Genomic DNA, 13,517 nt, shown 5'->3' with positions numbered 1-13,517 from the left:
TGTCGGCGAGCGAAGGGGCTGAATCCCTTACCTGACGCGCCCTGCAGAGGCGAAAGGCAGCATGGCGTTGAATGTTTTTTCAGCGCCATTTTTATTTCTGTAGGGCACGGAAATCCCTACGCAAACGTTTTCTTTTTCTGTTAGAATGCGCCCCGAACCGGACGACAGGGCGTAAAATCGTAGGATGTATATGGTCTGGATTGATTACGCCATTATTGCGGTGATTGGTTTTTCCTGTCTGGTAAGCCTGATCCGCGGCTTTGTTCGTGAAGCGTTATCGCTGGTAACCTGGGGATGTGCTTTCTTTGTTGCCAGTCATTACTACACTTACCTGGCTGTCTGGTTCACGGGCTTTGAAGACGAAATGGTCCGCAATGGGATTGCTATCGCGATACTGTTTATCGCAACGCTTATCGTCGGCGCTATCGTTAACTACGTGATTAGCGCACTGGTAGAGAAAACCGGCCTGTCGGGTACCGACAGGGTGTTAGGGATCTGCTTCGGCGCCCTCCGTGGCGTGCTGATTGTCTCGGCGATCCTGTTCTTTCTCGATAGTTTTACCGGTATGGCGAAGAGCGAAGACTGGCAAAAGTCGGAGCTTATCCCGCAGTTCAGTTTCGTTATCAGATGGTTTTTTGACTATCTGCAGAGCTCGTCAAGTTTCTTGCCCAAAGCATAAGCGTTGGGATGTAGCTGAACGAGGAAAAGACGTATGTGCGGTATTGTCGGTATCGCCGGTGTTATGCCGGTCAACCAGTCGATTTATGACGCGTTAACGGTGCTTCAGCATCGTGGCCAGGATGCCGCAGGCATCATCACCATTGATGCAAATAATTGCTTCCGCTTGCGTAAGGCAAACGGGCTGGTGAGCGATATTTTTGAGGCTCGCCACATGCAGCGTATGCAGGGCAACATGGGGATCGGCCACGTCCGTTACCCTACGGCTGGCAGCTCCAGCGCCTCCGAGGCTCAGCCTTTCTACGTTAACTCGCCGTATGGCATTACGTTGGCGCATAACGGTAACCTGACCAACGCGCACGAGCTGCGTAAAAAGCTGTTTGAAGAAAAACGCCGCCACATCAACACCACCTCCGATTCTGAAATTCTGCTCAATATTTTCGCCAGCGAGCTGGATAACTTCCGCCATTATCCGCTGGAAGCCGACAATATCTTTGCGGCAATTGCGGCGACCAATCGGCAGATTCGCGGCGCCTATGCCTGCGTGGCGATGATTATCGGCCACGGTATGGTGGCGTTTCGCGATCCGAACGGTATTCGCCCGCTGGTGCTGGGCAAGCGCGATATTGGCGACGGCCGTACCGAGTACATGGTGGCCTCCGAAAGCGTGGCGCTGGATACGCTGGGCTTCGAGTTCCTGCGCGACGTTGCGCCGGGAGAAGCGGTGTACATCACCGAAAAAGGCCAGCTGTTTACCCGCCAGTGTGCGGAGAACCCGGTCAGCAACCCGTGCCTCTTTGAGTACGTCTATTTTGCCCGTCCGGACTCCTTCATCGATAAGATCTCCGTCTACAGCGCGCGCGTGAATATGGGGACTAAGCTGGGCGAGAAAATTGCCCGCGAATGGGAAGATCTGGACATTGACGTGGTCATCCCGATTCCGGAAACCTCCTGCGATATCGCGCTGGAAATTGCCCGTATTCTCGACAAGCCTTATCGTCAGGGCTTCGTCAAAAACCGCTACGTCGGCCGTACTTTTATCATGCCAGGCCAGCAGCTGCGTCGTAAATCAGTACGTCGTAAGCTCAACGCTAACCGCGCCGAGTTCCGTGATAAAAACGTCCTGCTGGTCGATGACTCCATCGTCCGCGGCACCACCTCGGAACAGATTATCGAGATGGCGCGCGAAGCGGGTGCGAAGAAGGTCTACCTGGCCTCCGCTGCGCCGGAGATTCGCTTCCCGAACGTCTACGGCATCGATATGCCGACGGCCACCGAGCTGATCGCCCACGGTCGTGAAGTTGATGAAATTCGGCAGATCATCGGCGCTGACGGCCTAATCTTCCAGGATCTGAACGATCTGATCGACGCCGTGCGGGCCGAGAATCCGGATATTCAGCAGTTTGAGTGTTCGGTATTTAACGGCGTGTACGTCACTAAGGACGTCGATCAGCAGTACCTGGATTATCTCGACTCCCTGCGTAACGACGATGCCAAAGCGGTGCAGCGTCAGAACGAAGTGGAAAACTTAGAGATGCATAACGAAGGCTAAACCACGCCTTTGTCGTTAAAGCCCGCCGTCGTCAGACTGCGGGCTTTTTGTTTTTCAGGCCCCGGTTAGCGGGCCACCGGACTTGCGTCCGGTGCTATAATCCGGCAAAGTCTGCGACTCTAAGCAGAAGGGGCAACCATCGTGAAACGACTTATCATTGGAATTTCTGGCGCCAGCGGTGCCGTTTACGGCGTGCGGCTGCTCCAGATATTGCGCGATGTCGCGGATGTTGAAACCCATCTGATCATGAGCCAGGCGGCGCGGCAGACCCTGGCGCTGGAGACCGACTACTCCCTGCGTGAAGTTCAGGGGCTGGCCGACGTCGTCCACGATGCCCGCGATATTGCCGCCAGCATCTCTTCCGGCTCGTTTAAAACCGCCGGGATGGTGATACTCCCCTGCTCGATGAAAACGCTTTCAGGGATTGTTCATAGCTATACCGATGGTCTGCTGACCCGCGCGGCGGACGTGGTGCTGAAAGAGCGTCGTCCGCTGGTGCTTTGCGTGCGCGAAACGCCGTTCCACCTCGGACACCTGCGTCTGCTGGTCCAGGCGGCGGAAATGGGCGCGGTTATCATGCCCCCGGTTCCGGCCTTCTATCATCGTCCGCAAACTCTGGACGACGTGATCAACCAGACGGTCAATCGCGTTATCGATCAGTTCGATATTACGCTGCCGCAGGACCTGTTTGCCCGCTGGCAGGGGGCCTGACCGCGCGCTAAAATAGTGCGCTTTATGATTCTTTGCGCCTCTATGGTGCAATTTTGTCGCCCCGATCAAATCCTCAACATTTAATTTGTTTTTTTGCGTTTCGACGCTGCGGTTTCTCCGTTAATACTGGTATCTTCCCTTTCAAGACAATTCTGCAACTTTATATTAACAAATTTAACGCTGTTTCCAGCACGCACTGAGAAAATGGCACAAAAACTGCAGGATACGTCGGCACTACACATAACTAACAACGCACCGCATAACAACATCACGACACTTAAGGGTATTGTATGAAGAAGACGATTCTGGCCCTCTCTTTAATTATGGGAATTAGCAGTGCTTCCAGCGTCTTTGCAGCTCTGCCGCAAAGCATCCGCATCGGTACCGATGCCACCTACGCGCCATTCTCCTCTAAGGACGCCAAAGGTGATTTCGTCGGCTTTGACATCGATTTGGGTAACGAACTCTGTTCGCGTATCAAGGTAAAATGTACCTGGGTAGGGAGTGATTTTGATTCACTGATCCCATCGCTGAAGGCGAAGAAAATTGACGCCATCATCTCTTCATTATCGATTACCGAAAAACGTCAGCAGGAGATAGCCTTCTCTGACAAGCTGTATGCCGCAGACTCCCGTCTGATTGCGCCGAAAGGTTCCACCATCCAGCCGACCCTGGAGTCGCTGAAGGGCAAGCACGTCGGCGTACTGCAGGGCTCTACTCAGGAGTCTTACGGTAACGAACGCTGGCGCAGCAAAGGCGTTGATGTGGTGGCCTATCAGAACCAGGACCTGATCTACTCTGACCTCGCCGCCGGTCGCCTCGACGCCGCGCTGCAGGATGAAGTGGCCGCCAGCGAAGGGTTCCTCAAACAGCCTGCCGGCAAAGATTTCGCCTTTGCCGGCCCCTCGGTCAAAGACAAACAGTTCTTCGGTGATGGCACCGGCATTGGCCTGCGCAAGACGGACGGCGAGCTGAAGGCTGCCTTCGACAAAGCGTTGGGTGAAATGCGTAAAGACGGCACCTACGACAAGATGGCGAAGAAGTACTTCGACTTTAACGTTTACGGTGACTAAGCATGCCGTGGGCCCGGTATACCGGGCCCTTTAGCGTGGCGATAGCTATCAATGCCCCTTATTGGTGCATTCGTCGTGTCGGCGTTTCATTTTGGTGCAAAAAATGCATAGTTAAGCGTTTCTGATGCGAAAAAATTTGCTCCCCGGCGCAGAATGTTTTGCCATATCGGGGAGAAAAGTGGCACGATAACTGGCTTAAGTACTTCTAATAAACCCATTAGAATGACAGTTTGTTGAGGATAGTTATGAAAAAACTGGCGTTGTCTCTTTCCTTAGCGCTGGCCCTTTCCAGCGTTTCCACGGTATTCGCAGCAATTCCGCAAAAGGTTCGTATCGGTACAGATCCCACTTATGCCCCGTTTGAATCGAAAAATGCGCAGGGTGAGTTGATTGGTTTTGACATCGATCTGGCCAAAGAGCTGTGTAAGCGCATCAATACGCAATGTACCTTCATTGAAAACCCGCTGGACGCGCTGATCCCCTCTTTAAAAGCGAAGAAAATCGATGCGATTATGTCTTCGCTTTCTATTACTGAAAAACGCCAGCAGGAAATTGCCTTCACCGACAAACTTTATGCCGCCGATTCCCGCCTGGTGGTGAAAAAGGGCAGCGATATCACGCCGGATCTGACTCGCCTGAAGGGCAAGCGTATCGGCGTGCTGCAGGGTACAACCCAGGAAACTTACGGCAACGAGCACTGGGCGCCAAAAGGGATTGAGATTGTCTCCTATCAGGGCCAGGACAATATCTATTCCGACCTGACCGCCGGCCGCATTGACGCTGCGTTCCAGGATGAAGTGGCGGCAAGCGAAGGCTTCCTCAAGCAGCCGGTAGGTAAAGACTATCAGTTCGGCGGCCCGTCCATTAAGGACGAGAAGCTGTTTGGCGTCGGCACCGGCATGGGCCTGCGTAAAGAGGACAACGAACTGCGCGAAGCGCTGAACAAAGCCTTCGCTGAAATGCGCAAAGATGGCACCTACGACAAGCTGGCGAAAAAATATTTCGATTTTAACGTGTACGGCGACTAACCATCACGCGTACGCCACCGCGCGTATTTTAGCGCGCGGTGGTCGATGATAGACAGGGCAGACAGCATGCTGTACGGGTTTTCACAGGTAATATTGCAGGGCGCTCTTGTCACGCTGGAGCTGGCCCTTAGTTCGGTTGTGCTGGCGGTCCTGATTGGTCTGGCCGGCGCCGGCGCGAAGCTATCGAGCAATCGACCGCTGGCGCTGGTATTTGAAGGCTACACCACCTTAATTCGCGGCGTGCCGGATCTGGTGCTGATGCTGCTGATTTTCTACGGGCTGCAGATCGCGCTCAACACGCTCACCGATGCGCTGGGGATGTCGCAGTTTGATATCGACCCGATGATTGCAGGCATCATCACGCTGGGCTTTATCTACGGCGCGTACTTTACGGAAACCTTCCGTGGCGCCTTCCTCGCGGTACCGAAAGGACATATCGAAGCGGCGACCGCCTTTGGTTTCAGCGGCGGGCAGACGTTTCGGCGCATTCTGTTCCCGGCGATGATGCGCTATGCGCTGCCGGGGATCGGCAACAACTGGCAGGTTATCCTGAAAGCTACGGCGCTGGTTTCGCTGCTGGGGCTGGAGGATGTGGTGAAAGCGACGCAGCTGGCGGGAAAAAGTACCTGGCAGCCCTTCTATTTTGCCATCGTCTGCGGCCTGATTTATCTCGTATTTACAACGATTTCCAATGGTGTGCTGCTGCTGCTTGAACGCCGTTATACCGTGGGCGTGAAGAGGGCTGACCTGTGATTGAGATTATTCAGGAGTATTGGAAATCCCTGCTGTGGACCGACGGCTACCGCTTTACCGGCGTCGCCATCACCCTGTGGCTGTTAATCTCCTCGGTGGTGATGGGCGGCGTGCTGGCGATTTTTCTCGCCATCGGGCGCGTCTCCAGCAATAAGTACATTCAGTTTCCGATCTGGCTTTTTACCTATATTTTCCGCGGTACGCCGCTCTACGTGCAGCTGCTGGTGTTTTACTCCGGTATGTACACGCTGGAAATTGTCAAAGGCACCGAGCTGCTGAACGCCTTTTTCCGCAGCGGCCTGAACTGTACGGTGCTGGCGCTGACGCTGAATACCTGCGCCTATACGACGGAGATTTTTGCCGGGGCGATTCGTTCGGTCCCCGCCGGAGAGATAGAGGCGGCGCGGGCGTATGGTTTTTCATCGGCCAAACTGTATCGCTGCATTATTCTACCCTCCGCGCTGCGCATCGCGCTGCCGGCGTACAGTAATGAAGTGATTCTGATGCTGCACTCCACCGCGCTGGCTTTTACCGCCACGGTGCCGGATCTGCTGAAAATTGCCCGTGATATTAACTCAGCGACCTATCAGCCGTTTACCGCCTTCGGCATTGCCGCGGTGCTGTACTTAATTATCTCGTATGTGCTGATTAGCCTGTTCCGAAAGGCGGAAAAGCGCTGGCTGCAGCATATAAAACCTTCTTCGACGCACTGAGAACGCCATGTCCGAAAATAAATTAAACGTTATCGATCTCCATAAACGTTACGGCGAGCATGAGGTGCTGAAAGGTGTCTCGATGCGGGCAGAAGCCGGGGACGTTATCAGCATCATCGGCTCATCGGGTTCCGGTAAAAGTACCTTTTTGCGCTGCATTAACTTCCTTGAGAAACCGAGCGAAGGCACGATCGTTGTTAGCGGGCAGAATATTGGCCTGGTGCGCGATAAGGATGGTCAGCTCAAGGTTGCGGATAAAAACCAGCTGCGCCTGCTGCGTACCCGTCTGACGATGGTATTCCAGCATTTCAACCTGTGGAGCCACATGACGGTGCTGGAAAACGTCATGGAAGCGCCCATTCAGGTGCTGGGACTGAGCAAGCAGGAAGCGCGGGTGCGGGCCGAGAAGTACCTGGCGAAAGTCGGTATTGACGAGCGTCAGCAGGTCAAATATCCGGTGCATCTCTCCGGCGGTCAGCAGCAGCGCGTTTCCATTGCGCGCGCGCTGGCGATGGAGCCTGAAGTCCTTCTGTTCGACGAACCGACCTCCGCGCTTGACCCTGAGCTGGTGGGGGAAGTGCTGCGCATTATGCAGCAGCTGGCGGAAGAGGGGAAAACGATGGTGGTGGTGACCCACGAAATGGGCTTCGCACGCCACGTTTCCTCGCACGTTATTTTCCTCCATCAGGGGAAAATTGAAGAGGAAGGCCATCCTGATGAGCTTTTCGGTAATCCGAAGAGCCCGCGTCTGCAGCAGTTCCTCAAGGGTTCGTTGAAGTAAATTTCACGTTCTCCCCGGCGGGGTTAACCCTGCCGGGACAGGATCGGCGCTCCAGGCGATAGATCCAGTCATCGTAGTCAACGCCGTCCAGATGCCAGGCCTTCTCGAGGATCTGGATCCGCCGGAAACCGTGCTTTTCCAGCAGCCGCGAAGAACCTGAATTATCCCCGATGACCCACGCATTAATCGCGTTAACGCCGAGCCGGGCAAATCCATAGCGGCAAACCTCCTCCAGCGCTTCGCTGGCATAGCCATGACCCTGAGCCTCAGGCAGCAGGGCGTAGCCGACGTCGGCTTCGTGCGGATTTTTACTGCTGATGCGCAGGCCGATGTCGCCAAGGGCCTTGCCGCAGCCATCGCGAAGTACGAATACGCCGGATGCTTCGCGCCGCGCATCGAAGACGTTTCGCAGCGCCTCCTCGTCAAGGATCGGCCCCATAAAGCGCATCACCTGAGGGTCGCTGCGCAGGCGCAGGAAAAAAGGCCAGTCGGATTCGGTGAACGGGGAGAGCAGCAGGCGCGAGGTGGTTAGCGTAATCATAAGCGGGCCATGACGGGGGATCGTCCGTTAACCTTAACACCAGAAAGTCCCGGATAACACGATCCTGTCCCGATCGTTGCGGCGGTTACCCGGCGGTTGGAGAGGCTGGCTGCGGCTTGTCGAGCCCGTGAAAATAGTGCATCACGGTTTCGCTCTGCTGGGAGGCCCGCAGCTGCAGGGCCAGATTCAGGCTGTCGAGGACCTCCGCGTGTACCACCAGCGGTGAGTCTGCCGCAATTCTTGCTTCCGCGACCAGCCAGCTGACAATGGTTTTCCAGCGCCACAGCGGCGAGTTGCCTTTTACGCGCTGTACGGGGCCGGGGAATTTGCCGGAGCCGCGCGCCCCGTCTTTCAGCAGGGCAACGGCCTGTCGTGAAAGACCGGTGAGTTCGGCGATATCGCTGAGGCCCACCAGCGTGGCGTCAACGGACTCGACCCGGGCGTTCAGCTTCGATGCGGATTCGATGTTATCGATGGCAGACAGAATCGCCCGTTCGAGCGATTCGCTGTCGCGATCGAACTCCAGATACACCGCCGTTCCGTAAAAACAAACCAGCGCGTCGGCACAGCCGGCGCGATACAGCGCGTCCTCGAGATCTGGCGTGTGGGCGCTAACGCCTGATAGCGTCAGGGTAAAGTTATAGAGGGTCATAGTTTGCGATCCTTATGATTAAACCAGGCCGTCGACGTTGAGCGACAGCGGTCGACCATCCTGATAATTTGCCTCGCGTGGTTCTCGGGAACGGCAGGAGTAGACCAGATGCTCATCATGTGTTCGCGATGATTGGCCGTACCGCACATGAGCCGTCCGAAACAGTGCGCGCTTTTCCCGCCAGCAATAAAAATCCACCCCCGGGCGCGAGCATAGTCGATGGCTGCCCTGATGTGCTTATCCGGATGTTCCTTCATCAATGTGTCCTCTGATACTGAACGTTGTGTTGACGATTGTCAACAGTGTTGTGCTGAAAAAACAAACACCGGGACGTTATGACAGAGAGCAGGAAAGGACGCTGGAACGAGCTTCACGGCGATAAATGAACGGCGGCGGGAGATTGGATTACTGCGAGAGAGCTTCCACGGGCGGCAGGCGAGCAGGAGAGTCCGGGAGAGCGGTAAATCTCCCGGGATTAAATTGGGTTAGCCAAGGACGTCTTTTAACGCTTCTTCTAAATCGTACCAGCGAAAGCCAAAGCCCGCGGCTTCCAGGCGTTTTGGCAACGCGCGCTGGCCGCCGAGCACCAGAACCGAAGACTCACCCATAAGCAGGCGTATTGCCGCCGCCGGGACGCGAAAAATGGCCGGGCGATTTAGCGCGTGGCCAAGCGCGTGGGCGAACTGTTCGTTGCGTACCGGATAAGGCGAAACCATGTTAAAGGGGCCGCGCAGGTCGTTATCCAACAGCCACAGAATAGCGTTAACCATATCGTCGATGTGGATCCACGCCAGATACTGCCTGCCGCTGCCGATAGGGCCACCAAGGCCGAGCTTAAAGGCAGGGGTCATTTTGGCAAGGATGCCGCCTCTCGATGCCAGCACAACGCCGGTTCGCAGCAGGCAGACGCGGGTGCGGTCGCTTTGCGCTTCGCAGGCCAGCTGTTCCCAGCGGGCGCAGAGTTTGTGGGTGAACTCATTGTGCGGGGGCTCTTCTTCGGTGACAACAACCTCCCCCAGGTCGCCATAATAACCTGCCGCAGAGCCGCTAATCAGCACCGCAGGCGGGGTGTCGCTGGCGTTGATGAGCGCGACCAGCTTTTGCGTAATATCCCAGCGGCTGTGGCACAGGCGCTGCTTTTGCTCCGCGGTCCAGCGCTTGTCGGCGATAGACTCGCCCGCCAGATTGATAACGGCGTCAATGTCGTTGAGGTGCTGGTGATTGTCAAAGCCGCGCCACAGCGTGACGCGGGGATCGAGCCGGGCACGGGCTTTTTCCGGGCTGCGCGTGGATACCGTTACGTTATGCCCCAGCTCAAGCAGCCGGGGGATGAGATGCCGACCAATCAGACCGGTACCGCCGGTAAGCAGAATCTTCATAGCGCCTCCCTAAGAAGCCTACCGCCGCCAGCTCATGGTCATGGATACCGAGTCGGCGTAGCGGAGTGCATAAAGTTTATCGATCTCAACTTCAGCATAAGTGACCCAGTGATGTTCGCATGCGATATCGAGCACATCCTGAGTTAATTTTTCCAGTAAGGAGAAGCGGTTATTCTCAATATGGCTGATGATGCGCTTGGTGATGGTGCGGTAATTCAGCGCATCGTTGATATCTTCGCTGTTGCGGGATTGATCCGCCGGGTAGTGGATGGCGACGTTGACCACCACATCCTGACGGTTAGCGATCTCTTCCTCTTTAATACCAATAAAAGTACGCAAGCGTAGGTTCTTTATACGAATAATGGCGTCTGGCTGAGACATTGCAGGCTTCCTTCGTGTTGTCATTTCCGCAATCATACATGAAAGCAGGTCGTGCGAGCAGGGGGTTAATATTGTTGAATTTTCAGCAACGCCTGGGCGGTTGCGGGGCGCTGGCGAATACGCTCGAACCAGTTATGCACCGCCGGGAAGTTTGCCAGATCGATACGCTGGCGCTGATGCGCGCTAATCCACGGCCAGCAGGCGATATCGGCAATGCTGTAGCGCTCGCCGCCGAGCCACGGGCTGACCTCCAGACGCCGGTTGAGTACGCTATATAGCCGCTGCGTTTCCACCTGATAGCGCTCAATGGCATAGGGAACCGTCTGCGGTGCCGAATGGTTGAAGTGCTGATTTTGCCCCAGCATCGGCCCCAGTCCGCCCACCTGCCAGAACAGCCACTGCAGCGTAACGTGGCGCTCGCGCAGCTCGCCGCTCAGCAGCTTTGCCGATTTCTCGGCGAGGTAGAGCAGAATGGCCCCGGATTCGAACAGGCTCAGCGGCGCTCCGCCGTCAGCGGGAACGTGGTCAACTATCGCCGGGATTTTATTGTTGGGTGAAAGGCTGAGAAACTGCGGGCGGAACTGTTCGCCCTTGTTGATATCGACCCGAATCAGCCGATAGGCCAGCTCAGCCTCTTCGAGGAACAGAACGATTTTTTGGCCGTTTGGGGTGGGTGCGTAGTAAAGATCGATCATGATGTCTCCCGCCGTCGTGGGTCGCCAGTTTTCGAGTATAGGTGACCTGGCGTATTACGGGAGAGCAGGGGGGAAATTCAGCGCGCCGCGGTGGAAGGAGCCCGCATTTCGCGCACCAGGGCGATAAACGCCTGCAGCCCCGGCGGGATATGGCGACGGCCAGGGTAGTAGAGGGAGAGGCCGCCAAAAGAAGGGCACCAGTCGTCCATCACGCTGATGAGCCTGCCGCCGGCAAGATCGTCCTGGATAAACCAGTCAGAAATAAACGCCAGCCCGATCCCCGCCAGCGCCGCGCGGTGAATGGCCTGCATCTCGCTAAGAATAATGCGTGGCGGGACGTTAAGCGCCATTTTTTGCCCATCCCGCTCGAGCTCCCAGCGATAAATGCCGCCGTGCGACATACGCATGCCAATCCCCTGATGATGCATAAGATCGTCCGGACCTAGCGGAACGCCGTGCCGGGCAAAATAGTCCGGGGTGCCGACGATCAGCATCCGCGCGTCGGGCGTCAGGGCGACGGCAATCATGTCCTGCGGCAGCGACTCCGCCAGGCGGATCCCCGCGTCGTAGCCTTCGGCAACGATATCCACCAGCCGGGATTCGGTGGTGATATCCAGGCGCATGGATGGATAGCGCTTGAGGAAGGTCTCGAAAATATCAAACAGCAGGGCAACGCTTTCGCTCGGCGCGTTGATCCGCAGCGTCCCGCTCGGCATTTCAGGCCGGGTGGCGACCTCCTCCGAGGCGCGCTGGATTTCGGCTACGGCGGGCGCTATCCGCTCAACGTACCGCTGTCCGGCTTCGGTCAACGCGACGCTGCGGGTCGTACGATTGAACAGGCGCACGTTCAGGCGGGCCTCTAGTCCGGCAACGGCGTTGCTGACGGCGGTCGCCGACATACCCAGCTCCCGGGCCGCTGCCCGAAAGCTTTGCCGGTGCGCGACGGCGAGGAGAACTTCGAGTTCGGTAATACCGCTACGCTGCATAATTATCCCGATTTTCGTAACAGACTGTATTGATTATACCCGCTTATCGCGGCAATACGACGCTCCTATACTCCCGGATATCCAACAAGATGGGAAAATCATTATGCTGAACATCGACCAAATTTATATCAACGGCCAGTTTGTCACGCCGCACGGTAGCGAAGAGTTTGCGCTGTTTAATCCTACGACCGAAGAGGCGATTGGCCGGGTCCGACTGGCTGACGAACGGGACGCGGAGCGGGCAATTGCTGCGGCAAAGGCGGCATTTCCGGCGTGGTCGCGGACGACGAAAGAGGAGCGCCTGGCAGTGCTGGAACGCATGTATCTTGCCGTTCAGGCGCGGGAGGCTGACCTGCTGGAAGCGATTGTCACGGAATACGGCGCACCGGCTTCCCGCTCGCAGTGGATGGCGGCGTGGCCGGCGCAAACCATCAGGCAGGCGATGGTCACGCTGGAGCGTTTTGAGTTCGTTGAGCAGGCCGGCCGCGCCCGGGTGGTGATGACGCCGGTCGGCGTCGCGGGATTGATTACGCCGTGGAACAGCGATGCCGGTTTTATCTGCAGCAAGCTGGCGACGGCGATGGCGGCGGGCTGTACGGCGGTGATTAAGCCGAGCGAGATGAGCGCCTGGCAGACGCAAATTATTAGCGAGGCGCTGCACGCGGCCGGGATCCCGGCGGGCGTATTTAATATCGTCACCGGGCGCGGCGAGGTCGTGGGGGATGTGATTAACCATCACCCCGATATCGCAAAAATTTCGTTTACCGGCTCCACCGCTGTAGGCAAACATATTATCGAAAGCGGGGCGCAAACGCTCAAGCGCGTGACGCTGGAGCTGGGGGGCAAGTCGCCCACCGTGATTCTTGATGATGCGGATATCGAGCAGGCGGTTCCTCTGGCGCTGGCGGCCGGGTTTATGAACAGCGGGCAGGCGTGCGTTGCCGGCACGCGTATTTTGGTCCCCGCCCGACGCCAGGCCGAGCTTGAGCAGGCTATCGTACAGGCCGTGGAAGCCGACTATACGTCTGGCGACCCGCGCGATCCGCGGACCGCGATAGGCCCGATGGTCAGCCATAAGCAGTGGCTGCGGGTGCAGGATTATATCCGCCTTGGCGAGCAGGAGGGCGCCCGGGTGCTGACGGGAGGCGTTGGCCGGCCGCAGGGCATGGAAAAAGGCTGGTGCGTTAAACCGACGGTGTTCAGCGATGCGTATAATCAGATGCGTATCGCGCGGGAAGAGATTTTTGGCCCGGTGCTGGTCATTATCCCTTATCAGGACGAGGCTGAAGCGATTGCGATCGCTAACGACACCGCGTACGGACTGAGCGCGCTGGTATTATGCGGCGATCGCCAGCGCGGGACGGAGGTGGCGCTGGCGATTGAGTCCGGGCGCGTGCTGGTCAATACCCTCGAACATGAGCCGCAGGCGCCGTTTGGCGGGTTCAAGCAATCCGGGGTGGGGCGTGAAATGGGGAGATGGGGAATGCAGGCCTATCTGGAGCCGAAAACGCTGCTCATTGGCTAGTGCAAAATCCTCATGGTGCGGTAAGTGACATCCCTCAGAAGACAGGATATGTTGCTTTATCGCCCCATT

Annotated in this window: 17 protein-coding genes; 9 read left to right on the top strand and 8 right to left on the bottom strand. The window is 56.8% G+C overall.

All coding sequences use genetic code 11. From position 1 onward, the window contains the following. Positions 1–190 precede the first annotated feature (190 nt). The 3 genes from cvpA (at position 191) to EDF75_RS11190 (ending at position 2,941) form a co-directional block, all read left to right on the top strand. A complete protein-coding gene (gene cvpA / locus EDF75_RS11200; RefSeq protein ID WP_041147709.1) occupies positions 191–679 on the top strand; it encodes a colicin V production protein in 489 nt (162 codons plus the stop codon). Between the two features lie 33 nt (positions 680–712). Then, positions 713–2,230 (top strand): amidophosphoribosyltransferase, encoded by a 1,518-nt coding sequence (purF, locus tag EDF75_RS11195; protein WP_045856095.1) that lies wholly within the window; start codon positions 713–715, stop codon positions 2,228–2,230. A 141-nt stretch (positions 2,231–2,371) separates the two neighbouring features. Further along, the gene (locus EDF75_RS11190; protein ID WP_041146593.1) at positions 2,372–2,941 is read left to right on the top strand and encodes a UbiX family flavin prenyltransferase; all 570 of its coding nucleotides are present in this window, start codon (positions 2,372–2,374) and stop codon (positions 2,939–2,941) included. An 80-nt stretch (positions 2,942–3,021) separates the two neighbouring features. On the opposite strand, the gene EDF75_RS27070 is transcribed toward EDF75_RS11190, so the two are convergent. Then, on the bottom strand, positions 3,022–3,183 hold the full coding sequence (locus EDF75_RS27070; RefSeq protein ID WP_166646155.1) for a hypothetical protein: 162 nt from the start codon (positions 3,181–3,183) through the stop codon (positions 3,022–3,024). Between the two features lie 48 nt (positions 3,184–3,231). Between EDF75_RS27070 and argT the strand changes: the two genes are divergently transcribed. The 5 genes from argT to hisP all read left to right on the top strand — a co-directional run bounded on the left by argT (position 3,232) and on the right by hisP (position 7,289). Beyond that, positions 3,232–4,014, top strand: coding sequence for a lysine/arginine/ornithine ABC transporter substrate-binding protein ArgT (gene argT, locus EDF75_RS11185; protein ID WP_133599261.1), 783 nt, complete (start codon positions 3,232–3,234; stop codon positions 4,012–4,014). A 245-nt stretch (positions 4,015–4,259) separates the two neighbouring features. Then, a complete protein-coding gene (gene hisJ, locus EDF75_RS11180) occupies positions 4,260–5,042 on the top strand; it encodes a histidine ABC transporter substrate-binding protein HisJ (protein WP_133599260.1) in 783 nt (260 codons plus the stop codon). Between the two features lie 66 nt (positions 5,043–5,108). Beyond that, the gene (locus EDF75_RS11175) at positions 5,109–5,795 is read left to right on the top strand and encodes a histidine ABC transporter permease HisQ (RefSeq protein ID WP_041146590.1); all 687 of its coding nucleotides are present in this window, start codon (positions 5,109–5,111) and stop codon (positions 5,793–5,795) included. Further along, positions 5,792–6,508, top strand: a complete 717-nt coding sequence (locus EDF75_RS11170; RefSeq protein ID WP_041146589.1) for an ABC transporter permease — start codon at positions 5,792–5,794, stop codon at positions 6,506–6,508. Before EDF75_RS11175 ends, EDF75_RS11170 begins: the two co-directional genes overlap by 4 nt. 7 nt (positions 6,509–6,515) lie before the next feature. Beyond that, positions 6,516–7,289 carry a histidine ABC transporter ATP-binding protein HisP gene (hisP, locus tag EDF75_RS11165; protein WP_133599258.1) on the top strand — a complete coding sequence of 258 codons (774 nt, stop codon included), beginning with the start codon at positions 6,516–6,518 and terminating at the stop codon, positions 7,287–7,289. Here hisP and EDF75_RS11160 read toward each other — a convergent pair. The 7 genes from EDF75_RS11160 to EDF75_RS11130 form a co-directional block, all read right to left on the bottom strand. Continuing rightward, positions 7,270–7,830 (bottom strand): GNAT family N-acetyltransferase, encoded by a 561-nt coding sequence (locus EDF75_RS11160; RefSeq protein WP_133599256.1) that lies wholly within the window; start codon positions 7,828–7,830, stop codon positions 7,270–7,272. The two genes, hisP and EDF75_RS11160, sit on opposite strands and share 20 nt — an antisense overlap. 85 nt (positions 7,831–7,915) lie before the next feature. Next, the gene (locus EDF75_RS11155; RefSeq protein WP_133599254.1) at positions 7,916–8,482 is read right to left on the bottom strand and encodes a helix-turn-helix transcriptional regulator; all 567 of its coding nucleotides are present in this window, start codon (positions 8,480–8,482) and stop codon (positions 7,916–7,918) included. Beyond that, positions 8,479–8,739, bottom strand: coding sequence for a hypothetical protein (locus EDF75_RS11150; protein WP_132512364.1), 261 nt, complete (start codon positions 8,737–8,739; stop codon positions 8,479–8,481). The genes EDF75_RS11155 and EDF75_RS11150 overlap by 4 nt, the downstream gene beginning before the upstream one ends. A gap of 228 nt (positions 8,740–8,967) precedes the next feature. Next, complete coding sequence (locus EDF75_RS11145) at positions 8,968–9,861, bottom strand: TIGR01777 family oxidoreductase (protein WP_133599252.1); 894 nt, start codon at positions 9,859–9,861, stop codon at positions 8,968–8,970. A gap of 18 nt (positions 9,862–9,879) precedes the next feature. Continuing rightward, the gene (folX, locus tag EDF75_RS11140) at positions 9,880–10,242 is read right to left on the bottom strand and encodes a dihydroneopterin triphosphate 2'-epimerase (protein WP_041146583.1); all 363 of its coding nucleotides are present in this window, start codon (positions 10,240–10,242) and stop codon (positions 9,880–9,882) included. Between the two features lie 65 nt (positions 10,243–10,307). Further along, complete coding sequence (gene yfcG / locus EDF75_RS11135; protein ID WP_045856078.1) at positions 10,308–10,937, bottom strand: GSH-dependent disulfide bond oxidoreductase; 630 nt, start codon at positions 10,935–10,937, stop codon at positions 10,308–10,310. A 77-nt stretch (positions 10,938–11,014) separates the two neighbouring features. Beyond that, positions 11,015–11,923 carry a LysR family transcriptional regulator gene (locus EDF75_RS11130; protein WP_133599250.1) on the bottom strand — a complete coding sequence of 303 codons (909 nt, stop codon included), beginning with the start codon at positions 11,921–11,923 and terminating at the stop codon, positions 11,015–11,017. A 103-nt stretch (positions 11,924–12,026) separates the two neighbouring features. On the opposite strand from EDF75_RS11130, the gene EDF75_RS11125 reads away from it, so the two are divergent. Next, on the top strand, positions 12,027–13,448 hold the full coding sequence (locus EDF75_RS11125) for an aldehyde dehydrogenase family protein (protein WP_133599248.1): 1,422 nt from the start codon (positions 12,027–12,029) through the stop codon (positions 13,446–13,448). Positions 13,449–13,517 lie beyond the last annotated feature (69 nt).

Source organism: Klebsiella sp. BIGb0149 (genome assembly GCF_004362605.1).
In the GTDB taxonomy this organism is placed as follows: Bacteria; Pseudomonadota; Gammaproteobacteria; order Enterobacterales; family Enterobacteriaceae; genus Klebsiella; species Klebsiella terrigena.
Note: the sequence above shows the minus strand (reverse complement) of the source record. Positions and strands in the feature narration are given on the sequence as shown.

Coding starts and splice junctions, on each gene's coding strand:
- cvpA (WP_041147709.1), top strand. CDS start 191: ATGGTCTGGATTGATTACGCCATTATTGCGGTGATTGGTTTTTCCTGT.
- EDF75_RS11145 (WP_133599252.1), bottom strand. CDS start 9,861: ATGAAGATTCTGCTTACCGGCGGTACCGGTCTGATTGGTCGGCATCTC.
- hisJ (WP_133599260.1), top strand. CDS start 4,260: ATGAAAAAACTGGCGTTGTCTCTTTCCTTAGCGCTGGCCCTTTCCAGC.
- folX (WP_041146583.1), bottom strand. CDS start 10,242: ATGTCTCAGCCAGACGCCATTATTCGTATAAAGAACCTACGCTTGCGT.
- argT (WP_133599261.1), top strand. CDS start 3,232: ATGAAGAAGACGATTCTGGCCCTCTCTTTAATTATGGGAATTAGCAGT.
- EDF75_RS11160 (WP_133599256.1), bottom strand. CDS start 7,830: ATGATTACGCTAACCACCTCGCGCCTGCTGCTCTCCCCGTTCACCGAA.
- yfcG (WP_045856078.1), bottom strand. CDS start 10,937: ATGATCGATCTTTACTACGCACCCACCCCAAACGGCCAAAAAATCGTT.
- hisP (WP_133599258.1), top strand. CDS start 6,516: ATGTCCGAAAATAAATTAAACGTTATCGATCTCCATAAACGTTACGGC.
- EDF75_RS11125 (WP_133599248.1), top strand. CDS start 12,027: ATGCTGAACATCGACCAAATTTATATCAACGGCCAGTTTGTCACGCCG.
- purF (WP_045856095.1), top strand. CDS start 713: ATGTGCGGTATTGTCGGTATCGCCGGTGTTATGCCGGTCAACCAGTCG.
- EDF75_RS11175 (WP_041146590.1), top strand. CDS start 5,109: ATGCTGTACGGGTTTTCACAGGTAATATTGCAGGGCGCTCTTGTCACG.
- EDF75_RS11130 (WP_133599250.1), bottom strand. CDS start 11,923: ATGCAGCGTAGCGGTATTACCGAACTCGAAGTTCTCCTCGCCGTCGCG.
- EDF75_RS27070 (WP_166646155.1), bottom strand. CDS start 3,183: ATGTGTAGTGCCGACGTATCCTGCAGTTTTTGTGCCATTTTCTCAGTG.
- EDF75_RS11150 (WP_132512364.1), bottom strand. CDS start 8,739: ATGAAGGAACATCCGGATAAGCACATCAGGGCAGCCATCGACTATGCT.
- EDF75_RS11155 (WP_133599254.1), bottom strand. CDS start 8,482: ATGACCCTCTATAACTTTACCCTGACGCTATCAGGCGTTAGCGCCCAC.